Source organism: Rhabdaerophilum sp., from assembly GCF_046092605.1.
Classification (GTDB): domain Bacteria; phylum Pseudomonadota; class Alphaproteobacteria; order Rhizobiales; family Beijerinckiaceae; genus Rhabdaerophilum.
The window spans coordinates 1-17,121 of record NZ_JBJTDY010000015.1; the positions used below are offsets into that span (position 1 = coordinate 1).

General features: G+C 61.8%; 21 protein-coding genes and 2 pseudogenes. 15 read left to right on the top strand and 8 right to left on the bottom strand.

Going from position 1 to position 17,121, the window contains the following annotated elements; all coding sequences use genetic code 11:
* Window positions 1-296: pseudogene (locus ACKODO_RS01370) on the bottom strand (transposase); the annotation flags it as partial.
* Between ACKODO_RS01370 and ACKODO_RS01375 the strand changes: the two are divergent.
* Window positions 295-672, top strand: coding sequence for a hypothetical protein (locus ACKODO_RS01375; protein WP_408981668.1), 378 nt, complete (start codon window positions 295-297; stop codon window positions 670-672). The pseudogene ACKODO_RS01370 and the gene ACKODO_RS01375 sit on opposite strands and share 2 nt — an antisense overlap.
* 19 nt (window positions 673-691) lie before the next feature.
* On the opposite strand, the gene ACKODO_RS01380 is transcribed toward ACKODO_RS01375, so the two are convergent.
* From ACKODO_RS01380 to ACKODO_RS01400, 5 genes and pseudogenes are all read right to left on the bottom strand, one after another.
* Complete coding sequence (locus tag ACKODO_RS01380; protein ID WP_408981669.1) at window positions 692-1,600, bottom strand: tyrosine-type recombinase/integrase; 909 nt, start codon at window positions 1,598-1,600, stop codon at window positions 692-694.
* 228 nt (window positions 1,601-1,828) lie between these two features.
* Window positions 1,829-2,332: pseudogene (locus tag ACKODO_RS01385) on the bottom strand (LLM class flavin-dependent oxidoreductase); the annotation flags it as partial.
* Window positions 2,333-2,362: 30 nt separating this feature from the next.
* Window positions 2,363-3,322, bottom strand: coding sequence for an aliphatic sulfonate ABC transporter substrate-binding protein (locus ACKODO_RS01390; RefSeq protein WP_408981670.1), 960 nt, complete (start codon window positions 3,320-3,322; stop codon window positions 2,363-2,365).
* Window positions 3,323-3,346: 24 nt separating this feature from the next.
* A complete protein-coding gene (locus ACKODO_RS01395; protein WP_408981671.1) occupies window positions 3,347-3,898 on the bottom strand; it encodes a flavin reductase family protein in 552 nt (183 codons plus the stop codon).
* A 141-nt stretch (window positions 3,899-4,039) separates the two neighbouring features.
* Window positions 4,040-4,366: a hypothetical protein gene (locus ACKODO_RS01400; protein WP_408981672.1), complete on the bottom strand. Its 327-nt coding sequence runs from the start codon at window positions 4,364-4,366 to the stop codon at window positions 4,040-4,042.
* Here ACKODO_RS01400 and ACKODO_RS01405 point away from each other — a divergent pair.
* From ACKODO_RS01405 to ACKODO_RS01425, 5 genes are all read left to right on the top strand, one after another.
* Window positions 4,353-5,408, top strand: a complete 1,056-nt coding sequence (locus ACKODO_RS01405) for a sulfate ABC transporter substrate-binding protein (protein ID WP_408981673.1) — start codon at window positions 4,353-4,355, stop codon at window positions 5,406-5,408. The genes ACKODO_RS01400 and ACKODO_RS01405 overlap by 14 nt on opposite strands.
* A 446-nt stretch (window positions 5,409-5,854) precedes the next feature.
* Window positions 5,855-6,112: a hypothetical protein gene (locus ACKODO_RS01410; RefSeq protein ID WP_408981674.1), complete on the top strand. Its 258-nt coding sequence runs from the start codon at window positions 5,855-5,857 to the stop codon at window positions 6,110-6,112.
* A 21-nt stretch (window positions 6,113-6,133) separates the two neighbouring features.
* Window positions 6,134-7,267, top strand: a complete 1,134-nt coding sequence (locus tag ACKODO_RS01415; protein WP_408981675.1) for a methionine ABC transporter ATP-binding protein — start codon at window positions 6,134-6,136, stop codon at window positions 7,265-7,267.
* On the top strand, window positions 7,257-7,922 hold the full coding sequence (locus ACKODO_RS01420) for a methionine ABC transporter permease (RefSeq protein ID WP_408981676.1): 666 nt from the start codon (window positions 7,257-7,259) through the stop codon (window positions 7,920-7,922). The genes ACKODO_RS01415 and ACKODO_RS01420 overlap by 11 nt, the downstream gene beginning before the upstream one ends.
* A gap of 24 nt (window positions 7,923-7,946) precedes the next feature.
* Window positions 7,947-8,744, top strand: coding sequence for a MetQ/NlpA family ABC transporter substrate-binding protein (locus ACKODO_RS01425; RefSeq protein WP_408981677.1), 798 nt, complete (start codon window positions 7,947-7,949; stop codon window positions 8,742-8,744).
* Between the two features lie 175 nt (window positions 8,745-8,919).
* Here the strand turns inward: ACKODO_RS01425 and ACKODO_RS01430 are convergent, their stop codons facing one another.
* Together ACKODO_RS01430 and ACKODO_RS01435 are read right to left on the bottom strand one after the other, a co-directional pair.
* Window positions 8,920-9,141, bottom strand: a complete 222-nt coding sequence (locus ACKODO_RS01430; protein WP_408981678.1) for a hypothetical protein — start codon at window positions 9,139-9,141, stop codon at window positions 8,920-8,922.
* Window positions 9,142-9,372: 231 nt separating this feature from the next.
* Complete coding sequence (locus ACKODO_RS01435) at window positions 9,373-9,954, bottom strand: hypothetical protein (protein WP_408981679.1); 582 nt, start codon at window positions 9,952-9,954, stop codon at window positions 9,373-9,375.
* 431 nt (window positions 9,955-10,385) lie between these two features.
* Here ACKODO_RS01435 and ACKODO_RS01440 point away from each other — a divergent pair, with 431 nt between their 5' ends.
* The 9 genes from ACKODO_RS01440 to ACKODO_RS01480 form a co-directional block, all read left to right on the top strand.
* Window positions 10,386-11,387 carry a sulfate ABC transporter substrate-binding protein gene (locus ACKODO_RS01440; RefSeq protein WP_408981680.1) on the top strand — a complete coding sequence of 334 codons (1,002 nt, stop codon included), beginning with the start codon at window positions 10,386-10,388 and terminating at the stop codon, window positions 11,385-11,387.
* A gap of 165 nt (window positions 11,388-11,552) precedes the next feature.
* Window positions 11,553-11,735: a hypothetical protein gene (locus tag ACKODO_RS01445; protein ID WP_408981681.1), complete on the top strand. Its 183-nt coding sequence runs from the start codon at window positions 11,553-11,555 to the stop codon at window positions 11,733-11,735.
* Complete coding sequence (gene cysT / locus ACKODO_RS01450; RefSeq protein ID WP_408981682.1) at window positions 11,735-12,574, top strand: sulfate ABC transporter permease subunit CysT; 840 nt, start codon at window positions 11,735-11,737, stop codon at window positions 12,572-12,574. The genes ACKODO_RS01445 and cysT overlap by 1 nt, the downstream gene beginning before the upstream one ends.
* A 74-nt stretch (window positions 12,575-12,648) precedes the next feature.
* A complete protein-coding gene (gene cysW / locus ACKODO_RS01455) occupies window positions 12,649-13,461 on the top strand; it encodes a sulfate ABC transporter permease subunit CysW (RefSeq protein ID WP_408981688.1) in 813 nt (270 codons plus the stop codon).
* Window positions 13,461-14,516, top strand: a complete 1,056-nt coding sequence (locus tag ACKODO_RS01460; RefSeq protein ID WP_408981683.1) for a sulfate/molybdate ABC transporter ATP-binding protein — start codon at window positions 13,461-13,463, stop codon at window positions 14,514-14,516. The genes cysW and ACKODO_RS01460 overlap by 1 nt, the downstream gene beginning before the upstream one ends.
* Window positions 14,513-15,439 (top strand): CysB family HTH-type transcriptional regulator, encoded by a 927-nt coding sequence (locus ACKODO_RS01465; protein WP_408981684.1) that lies wholly within the window; start codon window positions 14,513-14,515, stop codon window positions 15,437-15,439. The genes ACKODO_RS01460 and ACKODO_RS01465 overlap by 4 nt, the downstream gene beginning before the upstream one ends.
* Window positions 15,440-15,626: 187 nt before the next feature.
* Complete coding sequence (locus ACKODO_RS01470; protein WP_408981685.1) at window positions 15,627-15,941, top strand: 2Fe-2S iron-sulfur cluster-binding protein; 315 nt, start codon at window positions 15,627-15,629, stop codon at window positions 15,939-15,941.
* Entirely contained in the window at window positions 15,941-16,267 is a 327-nt protein-coding gene (locus tag ACKODO_RS01475) for a DUF2849 domain-containing protein (protein ID WP_408981686.1), read from the top strand. The genes ACKODO_RS01470 and ACKODO_RS01475 overlap by 1 nt, the downstream gene beginning before the upstream one ends.
* Before the next feature lie 3 nt (window positions 16,268-16,270).
* On the top strand, window positions 16,271-17,121 hold an 851-nt coding region (locus ACKODO_RS01480), incomplete at its 3' end, for a nitrite/sulfite reductase (protein ID WP_408981687.1).

Below are 17,121 nucleotides of genomic sequence, written 5' to 3' on the forward strand. Positions count from 1 at the left end.
TTCACCGCGTTCTTGCCCTCCTTGATCCACTGCTCCGCCGTGCCGCGCTGATTGTAAAAGGCGACGATACGGTTCGCGGGCCGGGTCAGGTTGGTGACGATGAACCCGACGCGGGGATACAGTTCGCCGGGATGCCATTCCACCTTGGCGACCACGCGCCGCTTCCGGCTCCATGATCCGGCCCGATAGCTGAAGCTCGCATGGAACCGCTGGAAGTGCAGGGGCGGGCGTCCAATGGGGCGTTTGAGCAGGTGGGCGATATGGCCCTGAAGGACCGCGTTGGCCTTGAGGCGGATGGGCCGCCTATCTGGGAAATATCGGTTCAACGAGCTATTTCCGAACATTGACGGGGACATAAAGCGTTTTGAAGAACAAGCACGCAGTGGTGCTGTGTTTGTGTGGGGAGCGGCAACGAAGGGTTGTATGTTTCTCGCTCATTGCGCAATGAAGAATCGATTGATTGACAAAGTCTGCTTTGCGGTAGATCAGAATCCAAATAAACTAGGGAAGCATTTGCCGGGCTCTTTGATTGAGATTAGATCTAAGGAGGATTTTTTTAGGACAGCAAAGCCTGGGGATCTTTTACTCATTGCAAATTCTGCTTACAAAGACGAGATCGTAGCGGAGGTTATTGCTAACGGACTAATGGATATAGCAATACAGACACTTTGATTAGGGTCAGGACTCATAATCAGAAAGAGACTGTAGCTGCGATGACGATTGCGGAGAAGAAGGTGTGTGCGCATCGGTCGTAGCGCATTGCGACGCGACGCCAATCCTTGAGGCGAGCGAACATGCGTTCGATGACATTTCGTTGTTTGTAAAGCGTTTTGTCATATCGGACGGGTCTTTTTCGTCCCCTGCGGCCGGGAATGCACGGCTTGATTTTACGCGCCCTGAGCGCGTTGCGGATCCCGGCCCGCTCGGCCGCTTCCTGAACCGCGCGATGGAGTTGCCGGGTCGAGATCGGCTCCGTCCGGCCTTGCCCGGGGAACAGCCAGCCATGGGGCAGCATCACGCCGCGCAGCTTGCCCTCGCGCCACCACAGACGCAGCAGGTCCAGAAGATGCGGGGAGAGCATCGCATTGCGATCCTTGCGGCCCTTGCCCTGCTCGATGCGGATCAGCATGCGGGTGCTGTCGATATCGTCGATCTTGAGATGCGCGACTTCCGAGACCCGCAAGCCCGCGCCATAGGCTACGCTCAGGGCAGCCTTGTACTTGAGGCCCGGCGCGGCTTCGAGCAGCCGGGCAACCTCCTCAACGCTGAGGACATCGGGGAGCTTGCGGTGAAAGCGGGTTACCACAAGGCTGCGCGCGAGATCGCGCCGGCCGAGCGTCACAGAAAACAGAAACCGCAAGGCCGAGACTGCGGAGTTGATGGTGGCGACACCAATGCCGCTCTCATGCTGGTGAAGCTGGAAACGGCGGATATCGTCCGCCGTTGCCGTATCCGGCGAGCGCCGGAGGAAAGCCGCGAAGGCGCGGACGTGGCGGATGTAATCCTGGCGGGTATGCGAACCCAGACCCCGCATCAGCATGTCGTCCTGCATGCGCTGCCGAAGCGGGCTGACCGGTGTGTCACTCGAGATCCTGTCCATGGCTGGTTCCTCATTGTTGAAGGAACCCCATGGTCACGCGGAGGTATCAGAGCGCCAAAACATCAGCAATCAGCACGAAACCTCGCCACGAGCGCCAATCCCGCGAAGCGGGTTCGTGCTTGGGGGCGCGAAGGAGCCACGAGGCAAGCGGAGGAGAAAGGTCCACTCAGGTTGGAGACCATTGCCAGCGGCCAAGCCGTTGCTGAGGCTCTCATGCACCAAGCGGAAACCGAGTTCGGCGTTCTTCACCTGAATGTACTTGCCCTCGAAGGTGACCTTCTCGCCTTCGAGCAGGCGGGTATAGACCTCGAGAAACTCGCTCGCATGGGCGTAGCGCTCATCATGGCTCAAATGGATGCCATCGCCAGCGAGTTCCGCCGGATTACCGCCCGAGACGATATTCACGAGGAAACGTCCGTTCGAGATGCGATCCAGCGCCGCCGCCTGCCGGGCGACATAGGTCGGGCTTGCCACGCCGGGACGCAAGGCAAGCAGGAAGCGCAGGCGCTCCGTGTGGCTCGCGAGCGCGGCGGCGGTGATCCACGGGTCGTCGCAATTCTTGCCCGTGGGGATCAGTACCCCGCCGAAGCCGAGGCGATCAGCCGCCTGCGCGATCTGCTTGAGGTAATCGAAATCAGCCGGGCGATGCCCCTTGGCGGTGCCGAGCTGTGTGCCATCCCCCGAGACGGGGATGAACCAGTAGAGGTCGAGCGGTTTCTCAGTGCTCATGATCTTCGTCCTTCTAAAACAGCGGTATGCGCGTTATGCCGAGGGCTTCCAGACCCAGACGATGTCGCGGATATTGATGGCCTTCGGGATGAGCCCGAGCTTGTGGAAGCGGTCGGCCACCGCCTGCTGCTGGGTTGCGATCTCTTCGGTGATTGGGGAGAACACGAATTCCGTGCGCTGAACTGTGCGCTGCTGTGCGGCGAGTTCCACGCCGCTGGCCTGGGAGAAGAGCTCGGCGGCCTGTTCGCGGTTGGACCGTGCCCAGATGGTCGCGCGGTTGAGTTCGTCATTGATCGCCGAGACGATACCAGGATGCTTGTTGGTAAACTCGCGATTGGCGAGGAAGAACGGGTTCTGCGAAGCCACCTCCGGGCGGATCGGCAAGGGGCGGGCGCCCTGCTTCAGTTCGGCCAGCGCGTAGAACGGATCCCAGATCGTCCAGGCATCCACCGAACCGCGCAGGAAGGCGGCTGCGGCATCGGCCGGCGGCAGGTATTGCGCCTGGATATCGGTGAATTTCAGCCCCACGCTTTCGAGCGCCGCAATGGTGAGGTTGTGTGCGCTGGAAGCCTTGGCGATCGCGACCTTCTTGCCCTTCAGCTCTTCAAGCGAGCGGATGGACGAATCCTTCGCCACGACAATCGCCTGCGTGTCGCCACGCCCCGGCAAAGCCGCGACATAGAGCAGGTTCGCCCGCGCGGCCTGCGCGAAGACCGGCGGGGAATCGCCCACCGCGCCATAATCGATATTGCCGGTGTTGAGCGCTTCCAGCAGTGGCGGGCCGAAGGTGAATTCCACCCATTTCACGCTTGCGCCGATGTTGGCGAAACGCTTCTCCAGCACCTCCTGCGCCTTGGCGATGAGCAGCACGCCGCTTTTCTGGAAGCCGATGCGGATTTCCTTCGGCGCTTCCTGTGCGGAAAGGCGGGTGGACAAGGCGGGCAGAACGGTCACAGCGGCCGCACCCGCCAGAAACTGGCGTTTGTTGATCATGGTCGTCTCCTGGAATGGGAAGGGTCAGTCTTGGGGAATGAGGCCGGGCTGGTAGCGCCCGTGCCAGTAGAGAAGCGCGTCGCGCGGCGGGCCGATGCGGGTCGCAACCACCGCGCCGATGACGATCGCGTGGCTATGCCGCTCAATGAATTCCTCGACCTCCAGGTCGATGGCCGCGAGGGCATCGGTGAGCAGCGAGGTGCCCGTTTCGAGGCTCTCCCATTGCGCGCCGTCATAGCGCGCTTCGCCCGCAATCCCGCCGCGCCCAGCGAAACGATCTGCAATCGCTTCCTGCCCGGCGGCGAGGAAGTTGACGCCGAAGGCACCGGCTTGCCGGATGCCGTGATAGGACGAGGAATTGCGGTTGACCGACACGACGAGCCGCGCCGGCTCTGCCGAAAGCGAGAAAACGGAGGTTGCCGTGAACCCGGTTCGGAAGGGCTTTTGGCCCGTGGTGATGACGCTGACGCCGCTTGCGAGATGCCGCAAGGCCTGCCGGAATTCGAGGGGTGATGCACTCGCGCGCTCTGGCGCTTCCTTCGCGAAGGTCTCGCGCAATCCGGTACTGATGGCCATGGCCGGCGCTCCTTTCGAACCTCGAACAGGGCTCAATCGGACCAGCGCAACGGCGGAAGCGGAAATAAGAAAAATGAAAAACCTTATGCCCAAACGCAGGAAAACCGCCCAAAAGGCAGCAAATCTGCTCCTGAATTCCCGTCAAGAAACGCGAACTTCGCAGGGAAAGTGCGAAAAACGTAAAATCCTTGCAGGGCTTGGCTCGCCTGAAATCGGCTCATGCGGGCGGCCAGACCACTTGGGACCTGCCGCGCCGCCGCAATACCGGACAACCAGCTCCCGGCAGGCCTGACAGGCGCTCGCGAAAAAACTCTCGTCTTCGCGCCCGCACTCAGTGTTCTCCTTCTCCCGAACGACCTGAGAAGGCAGGGATTTTCTCCAGGCAACTCCCTTATGAATCAGGAGAAATCCGCAGGTTTTTCCTGCGGGGATGACGGTTTTTCCGGAGAATTCGATGTCGGTTTCCACTCATCATCCTGCAGCCGAGTTTGCGAGCCGTTTCACGCGCGCCCTCCATTGGGCAGCGCTGGCAGGTTCGTTCTTGCTGCTCAGCGCGATCGTCGTTTTTGCCCAGACGCCGCAGACCATCCTCAACGTCTCCTATGATGTCTCGCGCGAGCTCTACAAGGAGATCAACCCGGCCTTCGCGAAGGCCGGGCAGGCAAAGACCGGGCAGACGATCACCATCAACCAGTCGCATGGCGGATCGAGCCGGCAGGCGCTCTCTGTCATTGGCGGGCTGGATGCCGATGTCGTCACGATGAACCAGGCTCCGGATATCGACATCCTCGTGGAGCGTGGCGGGCTTGTTTCGAAGGATTGGCGCAAGGCCTTCCCGTTCGATGCCGCGCCGTATTCCTCCACCACCATTTTCATCGTGCGCAAGGGCAACCCCAAGGGCCTCAAGGACTGGAGCGACCTTGTTCGCCCGGGCCTTCAGGTGATCGTGCCGAACCCCAAGACCTCGGGCAATGGCCGCTACACCTATCTCGCGGCCTGGGGCTACGGCCTCAAGGCGAAGGGCTCGGATGCGGGTGCGCGCGAATTCGTTTCGGCCCTGTTCAAGAACGTTCCCGTGCTCGATGGTGGCGGCCGTGGCGCCACAACCACTTTCGCGCAGCGCGATATCGGTGACGTGCTGATCACCTTCGAAAACGAGTTTTCTGCGCTGGAGAAGGAATTTGGCGAGGGCAAGTTCGAGAAGATTTATCCTTCGCTCTCGGTGGATGCCTCGGCACCCGTTGCTGTGGTGGAGTCGGTCGCGAACAAGCGGAAGACCAATGAGGTCGCGAAAGCCTATCTCGCCTTCCTCTTCACGCCCGAAGCGCAGGAGATTATCGCCCGCCATCAGTTCCGTCCGCGGGATCCCGCCGTGCTCGCGAAACACGCGCAGAGCTTCCCGCCGGTGCAGACCTTCAAGGTTGAGGATCTGCTTGGCGGCTGGGAGAACGTGCAGAAGGTGCATTTTGCCGATGGCGCGATCTACGACCAGATCATGGCGAAGCGCTGAGCTGATCGGAGGATATGGATCCTCCCGCTACTCTGCCCGTGCCCCTTGGGGCAGGAGCCCTCCCGCCTCTGGCCGGAGGGCTTTTCTTTTGCCCGATCAGGACCGGCCAGAGAGAATACTTGCAAGACGATTGTTCTTTTTAGAGAACGTTTTTGTTGACCGCCTGGGATTTCCGAGGCATCATTAAGACCGTGATCGAAAGGTCACCGCGGGGATTTGAGCGAGCAGCTTGCGCCGCGTCACCAAGTGCTAAAGCGCCACGGCGGGATGGTTGGTCATCTCTCGTGGGCTCACGACGAGCTGAGGAACTGACCATGAAGATGACCGCAAAATTGTTTCTCCTGCATCCGGTATCCCGGGGCTGTTGTCGCTGATCTCTTCAGCAGAACAACCGATAAATCCCTGTTTTTTCAATGGATCGCTGCGAGATTGTGGCGGGAGATGCCATGTCCTTGTCTTTTGTCATCGAAATCGGCGGCGATGCCGTCGGGTTGGTCCATCGCTATGGGACCCATGAGCCCTATCGCTTCTTTGCAACCGATCTGCGTCTGTCCTCACTGGAGGGCGAGGTCTATGGCCGGCCTTCGCTGGCGCAAGCTGCCGCCCGCACACTGCTTACAGCGCGCCGCAAGACCGTCGTGAAGCGTCGCTCCGGCGTTTCTTTTGGCGAACGACTGACATCGCCCGGCGCGGCGGGATTCTGACGAACAGGTTCGGGCATTTCCATGACTCTCTCCCATCTGAAAACGCCGACGGCTGAACACCCGGCGATCCGCTTTGATGAGGTCAGCAAGACTTTTCCGCCGCGTGGTGGGCAAAGCGCCGTGGCTGCCCTGGAGGGCATTTCGCTCAATGTTGCGTCGGGCCGGATCGTCGGCGTCATCGGGCGCTCCGGTGCAGGCAAGTCGACACTGATCCGTCTCGTGAATGGTCTGGAGACTGTGACAAACGGCACGCTTTCACTGTTTGGCCGTGATGTCACGCGCCTCACGGAAGCCGAGTGGCGCGTGGAACGCCGGCAGATCGGCATGGTTTTCCAGCATTTCAACCTGCTCTCCTCGCGCACGGTCCTCGACAACATTGCGTTGCCGCTGGAAATTGCAGGCACGCCAAAGGCCGAGATTGCGCGGCGTGTTGGTGACCTTCTCGAACTTGTTGGCCTGACCGACAAAAGCGCGCGCTACCCGGTGGAGCTTTCGGGCGGGCAGAAGCAGCGCGTGGGCATTGCACGTGCGTTGGCGACCGAGCCGCGCATCCTGCTCTGCGACGAGGCGACCTCAGCGCTTGATCCGGAAACCACGCGTTCGATCCTCGCTTTGCTGCGAGAGATCAACCAACGCCTCGGGGTCACCATCCTGCTCATCACGCATGAGATCGCCGTGATCCGTGACATCGCCGACGCTGTGGCTGTGCTGGAAGCCGGGCGCATCGTCGAGCACGGCTCGTCCTTCGAGGTGCTGACAGCCCCGAGTGCGGAGATCACACGACGGCTGGTGGACGGGGTGATCACGGTCGAAACACCGGCCACGATTGCTGCCGCGCTGCGCCCTTCGCCCGCTTCTGGCGGCCTTGCTGTGCTGCGCGTCGGGTTTTCCGGCGAACATGCGACGAGCCCGGTGCTCTCCCGCCTTTCGAGCACTCTCGGCTTGGATGTGAACATCCTCGCCGGGCGGATCGACACGATCGGCGACCAGCCCTTTGGCTCGCTCATCATCGCCGTGCCCGGCCAGCAGCCGGATGAAGCGGCGGTGCATGCCGCCCTGCGCCGCCTCGGGTTCACCGTGGAGGCGCTGGGTTACCTCACCTCGGTGCCAAATGCGGCTTCTGTCACGCTTCCGGAGGTAGCACGTGTCGCCTGAGCTCCTGCGCCTTATCCTCGATGCCACGCTCGACACGCTCACCATGGTGGCAGTCGCGGGCGGGCTCGGCACGTTGCTCGGTTTGCCGCTGGGCGTGTTCCTCGCCACCAGCCGCAAGGGTGAACTCTTTGCAGCCCCGGCCATCAATGCGGTGCTCGGCGTGCTTGTGAACATCACGCGCTCTACCCCATTCATCATCCTCGTTGTGGCGATCGTGCCTTTCACGCGGCTCATCGCAGGCACGTCGATCGGCACGGCGGCGGCGATTGTGCCTCTCACCGTCGCGGCCACGCCCTTTATCGCGCGGATTGTCGAAAGCGCCATCCGTGAGGTGGATGCCGGCCTTGTGGAAGCCGCACGCGCGATCGGCGCAACGCCGCTCGAAATCGTGCGCAAGGTGCTGATCCCCGAGGCTTTGCCCGCGATCATCCTAGGTTTGACGCTCGCCACGGTCAGCCTCATCGGCTTCTCCGCGATGGTCGGCGCGGTGGGCGGCGGGGGGCTGGGTGATCTCGGCATCCGCTATGGCTACCAGCGCTTCATGCCCGAGGTGATGGCCATCGTTGTCGCCGTCCTCGTGGTGCTGGTCCAGACCGTCCAGACCATCGGCGACACGCTTTCCCGGCGCCTCAACCGGCGTCTCCGCTCCCTCTGATCCGCTCACATGAAAGGATATTCCATGAGCATTTCTCTCTCCCGCCGTTCCGCCCTGCTGGGCGTCGCAGCCTCGGTTGCTCTCGCCGGAAGTGCGTTTGCCCAGACGCAGACTTTGCGCATCGGCGTCACCCCTGGCCCGCATGCACAGATTCTGGAGGTGGTGAAGCCGATCGCTGCCAAGAAGGGCCTCGATATCCGGATCATCGAGTTCTCGGATTATGTGGTGCCGAACCAGGCGCTTCATGCCGGCGAACTGGAAGCCAACTCGTTCCAGAACCAGCCTTACCTCGACAACCAGATCAAGGATCGCAAGTTCGACCTCGTCAGCGTCGGCCTGACGGTAAATTTCCCGCTCGGCATCTATTCGGCGAAGCACAAGAGCTGGGCCGAGGTGCCGGATGGCGCGACCATCGCCATCCAGAACGATCCGACCAATGGTGGCCGCTCGCTTCTGCTGCTGCGCGACAAGGGCGTGATCAAACTGCGGGATGGCGTGGGCTTCCGGCCGACGGTAGCCGACATCATCGAGAACCCGAAGAAACTGAAATTCGTCGAGATCGATGCCGCGCAGACCGCTCGCTCGCTACCGGATGTCGCCGCCGCCGCCATCAACACGAACTACGCCGTTGAGGCCAAGATCGAGCCGACCAGCGCCATCCTGCGCGAGGACCCCAAGGGCCCTTATGTGAACCTGATTGCCGTGCGCGCGGCCGACAAGGACAAGCCCTGGGTGAAGGCACTGGTGGAATCCTACCAGTCGCCGGAAGTGAAGCATTTCGTGCTCGAGCGCTTCAAGGGCTCGGTGCTCGCGAGCTGGTAAACCGTCGCTCCGTTTCCTGCCGGCCTTTCTCTCATCCTCCCTGTTTGGCCGGTCTGACTGGCCCGGATCCCCTCGTGTGATCCGGGCCTTTTTTCATGCCAGGCCCGGCCTCCTGTGCAGAAAAAAGGAGCGCCCAAAGGACGCTCCTTGCATGCTCTGTTGAGGGATGGATGGATCAGTGCGGCATCCAGCGATAGGCATGGGCGAAGTCATTCTCCCCTTTCGCCGTTGCCTCGCCGGCATTCTCCTTGCCGCGCTGCTCGTCCTCGCGGTCGGCCGCCTCAATAGCTGGCGCAACGCCCGCAAAATCGGCCTGAACGGGGGAGGTGAGAAACCGCCAGGCCGCAGCCAGACGGGTCAGAAGGCCGGGCGAAGGGGCGGTGTCGGCGTCACGCATCGGTCGTCTCCTGTATGGCTTGAGGATCAAAGGCCAAGGTCTCGGCAGCTATGCCTGCCGGTCTGGGATCATCCTTGAACATGACGTGGGATCGCAACGCAGGGGTCGTTCGAAAACGCGCCCTCCTCAGCAAGTGCTTTGCTATTTGAAGGCGAGCCAGAGAATGAAATGCTTTCGCATGGATCAGGCTTTGCTGACCTCAAGGCAGGAAGGCATCCCTCGGAGGCGGCATCAGCCTGCCAAAGCAGAACGGGCGAGCAGCACGGCGAAGATGCCAAGCGCAATCGCGGAAATGCGAGGTGCCACGCTGGTTGCCACGGAGCCGATGCCGACCGCTCCGTAGCGGCCCATCAGCATCCAGAAGCCGCCGATCAGCGGCGTCACCATGGCGATGACGCCGAGATGCGCCAGAGCCGTTGGCCCATCCAGGCTCCAGCCTTCCGGCATGAGGCCAAAGGCAATCACGAGGGATTTCGGGTTCATCACCGTGGCAAGCGCGATGTGTTGCCAGGAAATGACGGGACCCACCGCACAACGCGTCTTCATGCGCCAGAGCCGCAAGGCTGTCAGAAGCAGGTAAAGCGCTGCCGCTCCTTGCAGGCCCGCACCGATGAGCGGGAGTTCCACGATCAGCGGGGACAGGATGACGCCAAGGGTGGTGATGGCCAAAAGATAGGCCGCGAGTTCTGCTGCGAGCAGACGATGCGCCGAGGCCAGCCCATCCGTCGCACCGGCGGTGGCGAGCAGCGTGTTGGTCGGGCCGGGAACAGCGAGAAAAGCCACGAGCCCGAGGAGGAAGCCAGACGAAATCATGGCTTTCTCTGTGTCACATCGTCGATCCGCTGCGATGCGCTGGATCAAGGGTGATGCGTTGAGCGGGCCGGAGGCCAACGAATAGGGAACGTGCGCTCAACCCTGGCTGGTTGCCCATTATGCCAATGGCAACAAGATTGGAACGATGAGGCAATAGAGAAAAAATTTCTGCTTCGATGCGTAATTTAAATAAAAATCCGCATCACGCTGAACGCGTTGTTTTCAGGGAGCAATTTATTCTTCTTTCGTGCAGAACATGAAGGATATTCCTTGTTCGCGCCTTGTGCGAGTTTATTTTTGCTTCTGGCCCGGTATCTGAGCAGCTTTTTCAATTTCCTGAAATCGATATCAGGAATCTCACTTTGGGCTGGCTTTGGTGGATTGCTACGCTTCCCCTCATATCTCCTCGCCCCGAACGAAAAGGAGCCTGAATGTCCTTCCATCGTCGCCTGTTTCTGGCCGGTTCGCTCGCCTTGGTGTCTCTTCCCGCAGCCGCGCAGAACGTATCGCTCCTCAACGTTTCCTATGATCCGACGCGCGAGCTTTATGTCGAGATCAACGCCGCTTTTGCCAAGCAATGGCAGGCGAAGACCGGCCAGAATGTTACCATTCGCCAGTCGCACGGCGGCTCTGGCCGGCAGGCGCGCGCGGTGATCGACGGGCTTGATGCCGACGTGGTGACCCTCGCTCTCGCCTTCGATATCGATGCGCTGCACCTCAATGGCAAGCTCATCCCGGCGGATTGGCAGAAGCGTCTGCCCAACAACGCTTCGCCCTATACCTCGACCATCGTTTTCCTCGTCCGCAAGGGCAACCCCAAGGGCATCAAGGACTGGAACGATCTCGTGAAGCCAGATGTCGGCGTGGTGACACCCAATCCGAAGACCTCGGGCGGCGCACGCTGGAATTATCTCGCGGCCTGGGCTTATGCCCTCAGGCAGCCGGGCGGGAATGACGAGAAGGCCCGCGAATTTGTCCGCGCGCTCTTCAAGAATGTGAAGGTGCTCGATTCCGGTGCGCGCGGCTCGCTCACCTCCTTCACCGAGCGTGGCATTGGCGATGTGTTCCTCTCCTGGGAGAACGAGGCCTTCCTCGCGCTGAAGGAACTGGGGGCGGACAAGTTCGAGATCGTGGTGCCCTCGCTCTCGATTCTGGCGGAGCCGCCGGTCTCGGTGGTGGATCGCGTGGTGGACAAGCGCGGCACGCGCGCCGTGGCCGAGGCCTATCTGCAATTCCTCTACACCAGGGAAGGCCAGGAAATCGCTGCGAAGCACTTCTACCGCCCACGTGACCCGGAGGTCGCGGCAAAACACGCCGACGTCTTCAAGAAGGTCAATCTCATCACCATCGATGATGTGTTCGGCGGCTGGACCAAGGCGCAGGCCACGCATTTTAACGATGGCGGCGTCTTCGACCAGATCTACGTGAAGTAAGTCCCGCGCGCCGTTTTTTCCCTCGTGAAGCCCCGGGGCAGAAGGCTGCTTCTCCCCGGCGGGATGAGAAGGCACGGACTTTCTCTGCTGCCCCGACCTATAAGTTGTAGCGCCCGTTTCGTTCGAAGGAGCGAACAGGGCGGCCTGGCTATCCGGAGTTCACGCATGCCCCCCTCACGCAGCCTTGAAGCCCGCTCCGTCCCGGGCACCTTCGAACGCCTGGTGCATTGGGTGGCGCTGGCGAGTTCCTTTCTGCTGCTGGGTGGCATTGTTGTGTTTTCCGATCTGCGTCGAACGGCGCATTCGGGAGTGGTCAAGCAGGCTCCGGCGATCGAGGCGAGCCGCTGATGGCTGGCACGCATGCTTCCCCCCGCGTGCTGCCGGGTTTTGGGCTCACGCTCGGCTTCACGATTGGCTATCTTTCGCTGATCGTGCTGATCCCGCTATCCGCGGTATTCCTCAAGACCGCCACGCTCAGTTGGGACCAGTTCGTGGCGCAGATATCCGCACCACGCGCGATGGCCTCCTACCGGTTGACCTTCGGGGCCTCGTTCCTCGCTGCCTCGATCAATGCGGTCTTCGGGCTGATCCTCGCCTGGGCCTTGGTGCGTTATTCCTTCCCCGGCAAGAAGCTGGTGGATGCTCTTGTGGATCTGCCTTTCGCTCTGCCGACGGCGGTGGCGGGCATCTCGCTCGCGGCGATCTATGCGAAGAACGGCTGGATCGGGCAATATCTGGAACCGCTGGGGATCAAGATCGCCTTCACACCCACGGGTGTGCTGGTGGCGCTGGTGTTCATCGGGTTGCCTTTCGTGGTCCGCACCGTGCAGCCCGTGCTGGAAGATCTCGACACGGAATATGAGGAAGCCGCCGCGAGCCTCGGTGCCAGCCGCTGGCAGACCGTGACGCGCGTGGTTCTGCCGGCGTTGTTCCCGGCGCTTCTCACGGGCTTCGCGCTCGCCTTCGCGCGGGCCGTGGGAGAATATGGCTCGGTGATCTTCATCGCCGGCAACATGCCGATGATCTCCGAGATCACGCCGCTCATCATCATCACCAAGCTCGAACAATATGATTATGCCGGCGCGACCGCGATCGCGACCGTGATGCTCATCGTGTCCTTCGCGATGCTCCTGATCATCAACCTGCTTCAGGCCTGGGCCGCAAAAACCGGACGGAGGGAGACCTGACGGCCGGCAATGCTTCCTCCCTCGCCGAGAAGGGCCAGACGCGCTTCGAGCATCGCTCGGCCACGCGCGACCCTCTGATCGTGCGCGTGCTGGTGCTGACCGTGGCGATCGGCTTTTTCGCGATTTTCCTCCTGCTGCCGCTGATCGTGGTCTTCGCGGAAGCCTTGCGGAAAGGCGTCGAGACCTACTGGGCGGCGTTGGTTGATCCCGATGCGCAATCCGCCATCCGGCTCACCTTGCTCGCGGCGGCGATTGCCGTGCCGCTGAACCTTGTCTTTGGGGTTTCCGCGGCCTGGGCCATCGCGAAATACAATTTCCGCGGAAAGGCCTTTCTCACGACGCTGATCGACTTGCCGTTTTCGGTCTCGCCGGTGATTGCGGGGCTGATCTTTGTGCTGGTCTTCGGCGCGCAGGGCTGGTTCGGGCCTTGGCTGCGCGAGCATGACATCAAGGTGATCTTCGCCGTGCCCGGCATCGTGCTGGCGACGGTGTTCGTGACCTTCCCCTTCATCGCGCGCGAACTCATCCCGCTGATGGAGCAGCAGGGCTCGGAGGAAGAGGAGGCGGCCATCGTGCTCGGGGCCTCAGGCTGGCAGACCTTCTGGCGCGTGACGCTGCCGAACATCAAATGGGGCCTCTTGTACGGCGTCATCCTCTGCAATGCGCGAGCCATGGGCGAATTTGGCGCGGTATCGGTCGTCTCGGGTCATATCCGCGGCGAGACCAACACCATGCCGCTGCATGTCGAGATCCTCTACAACGAATACCAGTTCGCCGCGGCCTTCGCGGTGGCCTCCTTGCTCGCGCTTCTCGCGCTGCTGACGATCGCGCTGAAAAGCCTCGTCGAGTGGCAATCCAGTCGAACCAATACCCGGGAGACGGCCTGATGAGCATTCGTGTCGAAGGCATCACCAAGCATTTCGGGGCTTTCACCGCATTGAAGGACGTGACGCTCGACTTCCCCAAGGGTGAGCTTGTGGCTTTGCTCGGCCCTTCGGGCTGCGGGAAGACAACACTGCTGCGCATCATTGCGGGGCTGGAGACGGCGGATCGCGGGCGCATTCTCTTCGATGGCGCGGATGCCAGCGACCGCCATGTGCGCGAGCGGCAGGTGGGATTCGTCTTCCAGCATTACGCGCTTTTCCGGCACATGAGCGTGTTCGAGAACGTTGCCTTCGGGCTCAGGGTGAAGCCGCGTGCCCAGCGACCCTCGGAAGCGGAAATTCGCCGGAAGGTGATGGATTTGCTCGATCTCGTGCAGCTTGCCTGGCTCGCGGATCGCGCGCCGGCGCAGCTCTCGGGCGGCCAGCGGCAGCGCATTGCATTGGCACGCGCACTTGCCGTGGAGCCGCAGGTGCTGTTGCTCGACGAGCCCTTCGGCGCGCTTGATGCCAAGGTGCGCAAGGAACTCCGCCGCTGGCTGAGGCAGTTGCACGACGACCTGCACATCACCTCGATCTTCGTGACGCATGACCAGGAAGAGGCGCTCGAACTCGCCGATCGCGTGGTGCTGATGAATAAGGGCGTGGTCGAGCAACTCGGTTCGCCCAAGGAGGTCTATACCCAGCCCGCAAGCGAATTTGTGTTCGGCTTCCTCGGCTCTGCCAACCGGATCGAGGGCGAGGTGGCGAATGGTCGCCTCGCCGTGCCCGGCAGCAGCATTGCACTGCCGGTTCTCGCGAGCGAGTCGCGGCATGTGACCGCCTATATCCGCCCGCATGAACTCGGCATCGAACGCGGAGAGGGCGAGGGCATTCCGGCAACCGTGCGGCGTGTGCTCGAACTCGGCGCATTGGCGCGCGTGGAACTCACGACCGAGGCTGGGCAAGGCTACGAGGCCGAGATTCCGCAATCGGAACTGGCGGGCCTCGCGCTCTCGGCGGGTGAAGCCGTGCGCCTTGTGCCGCGCGCATTGAAGCTGTTCGCCCGGCCGGCGGCATGAACTTCCAGCAGCTCCGGATCATCCGCGAGACGGTGCGGCGCAACTTCAACCTGACCGAGGTGGCGCAGGCGCTCGCGACCTCGCAATCCGGGGTTTCGAAGCATATCCGCGATCTTGAGGAAGAGCTTGGCGTCGAGCTTTTCGTGCGCCGGGGGAAGCGCTTGCTCTCGCTGACGGATCCGGGACAGCAGATCGTGCCTTTCGTCGAGCGGATGCTGGTCGATGCCGGGAGTATCCGCCGCATTGGTGTCGAGCTTGGCGCGGCGCAGCAGGGCGAACTCGTGATCGCCACCACGCATACCCAGGCGCGCTACATGCTGCCGGGGGTGATCGCGGAATTCCGCCGCGCCTTCCCGCAGGTGCATCTTGTGCTTCATCAGGCAAGCCCGGCGGATGTCGCGCAGATGCTGCTCGACGGGCGCGCGGATATCGGGATCGCGACCGAGGCACTTTCCGGCGAGCCGGATCTTGCCGCCTTCGCCTATCATTCCTGGCGTCACGCGGTGATCGTGCCGAAGGGCCACGCGCTGGAATGGAATGAGTCCCTTACGCTTGAACGGCTCGCGGGCTATCCGCTCATCACCTACCAGAAGGGCTTTACCGGTCGCCCGGCGATCGATCGCGCCTTCGCGGCGGAAGGACTGGCACCGGATATCGTGCTCGAAGCGATTGATGCGGACGTGATCAAGGCCTATGTCGAGCTCGGCCTCGGTGTGGGGATTGTCGCCGAGCTTGCCTTCGAACCGGAGAGGGATCTCGCGCTGACCATGCGCCCCGAGCACTTCTTCGAGGAGAGCACTACCTTCATCGCCGTCCGACGCGGGCGCTTCCTGCGCGGCTTCGCCTATCGCTTCATCGAGGCCTGCCGTCCCTCCCTCAGCGAGGCACTCATCCGCCGGGAGGCCGGAGACCTTTCCGGCTAGGCAGGAGCACGATTTTCTCTTTTCCTGCAAAACTTTGAAAGAGAGCTGGCGTGCGGGCGCATTGAGACGTTCGTTCTTTTTATATATATTTTTGTTCTGTTTATAGAACGAAAACTGAGGCTATCGTGCCTGTCTTCGCACCCCATCCTCGTCCTGTTCTCCCATCGTTTTTGTGGAGCGTCCCCTGATGGCGCATCTCCACATCATCGACCGGCAGGGCCAGTTCCACACGCTCGAAACCGCCGAAGGCTGGCGCGTGATGGAAATCCTGCGCGACCAGAAAGTTGGAATTGATGGCCTTTGCGGCGGCGCCTGCCTCTGCGCCACCTGCCATGTCGTCGTTCATCCGGAATGGGCCGGTCGCCTGCCGGAACCGCGCGACGACGAACTCCTCAAACTCGACGAATTGCCTGCCATCGAGCCGACCTCGCGCCTCTCCTGCCAGATCATCTGGAGCGATGACCTCGACGGACTGACGCTGACACTGGGGGATGAAACCTGATGGCTGCCGCGCCCAAGATCGTGCTTCCCGCAATCCTGTTGGCGAATGACCTGCTCGACGGCGACGTGGTGTTCCGCACGGCCAACGGTTGGTCGCGCGACCCCCGCGAAGCGCTCGTGGTCGAGGATGAGGCGACCGCCTTGCGCCTCGAAGCCGAGGCGAAAGCCGCCTTTGAGCGGAAGGAAGTCGTCGATGCCTATCTCGTGGATATCACGCGGGATGCTCAGGGCCTGCCTGTTCCCAACCATTTCCGCGAGCGCTTCAAGGTGAAGGGGCCGTCGCACCGGCCCGATCTCGGCAAGCAGGCCGAATTCGGGGTGAGGTGAAAGATGTATCGCTACGATCAGTTCGATGAGGCCTTCGTGCGCGATCGCGTGGCGCAATTCGCCGATCAGGTGAAGCGCCGGCTTGATGGCAGCCTGAGCGATGACGAGTTCAAGCCCCTTCGCCTGAAGAACGGCGTCTATCTGCAACTGCACGCCTATATGCTGCGCATTGCCATCCCCTATGGCACACTGTCCTCGCGCCAGTTGCGGCAGCTCGCGCTGATTGGTGAGAAGTTCGATCGCGGCTACGGGCATTTCACCACCCGCCAGAACCTGCAATTCAATTGGCCGAAGCTGCGCGACATTCCGGAAATTCTCGGGCTTCTGGCCGATGTCGAGATGCATGCGATCCAGACCTCGGGCAACTGCATCCGCAATGTGACAGCCGATCAATTCGCGGGCGTTGCGGCGGATGAAATCGAGGACCCGCGGCCTGTGGCCGAGCTCATCCGGCAATGGTCCACATTGCATCCGGAATTCGATTACCTCCCACGCAAGTTCAAGATCGCCGTTACCGGCGCGCCACATGATCGCGCGGCGATCGCGGCGCATGACATTGGCATCGGTGTGGTGAAAAACGCGGCGGGCGAAGTGGGCTATCGCATCCTCGTCGGCGGGGGGCTGGGCCGCACGCCGATGATCGGCAAGGCCGTGCGTGAGTTCCTGCCTAAGGCGGATCTGCTCGCCTATCTCGAGGCGATTTTGCGCGTCTACAACCTCGAGGGGCGGCGTGACAACAAGTACAAGGCGCGTATCAAGATCCTGGTGCGCGCACTGGGTATCGACAGTTTCCGCGGCAAGGTAGAAACTGAGTGGTCCTTCTTGCGGGATACGGCCATGAAGGTACCCGAGCA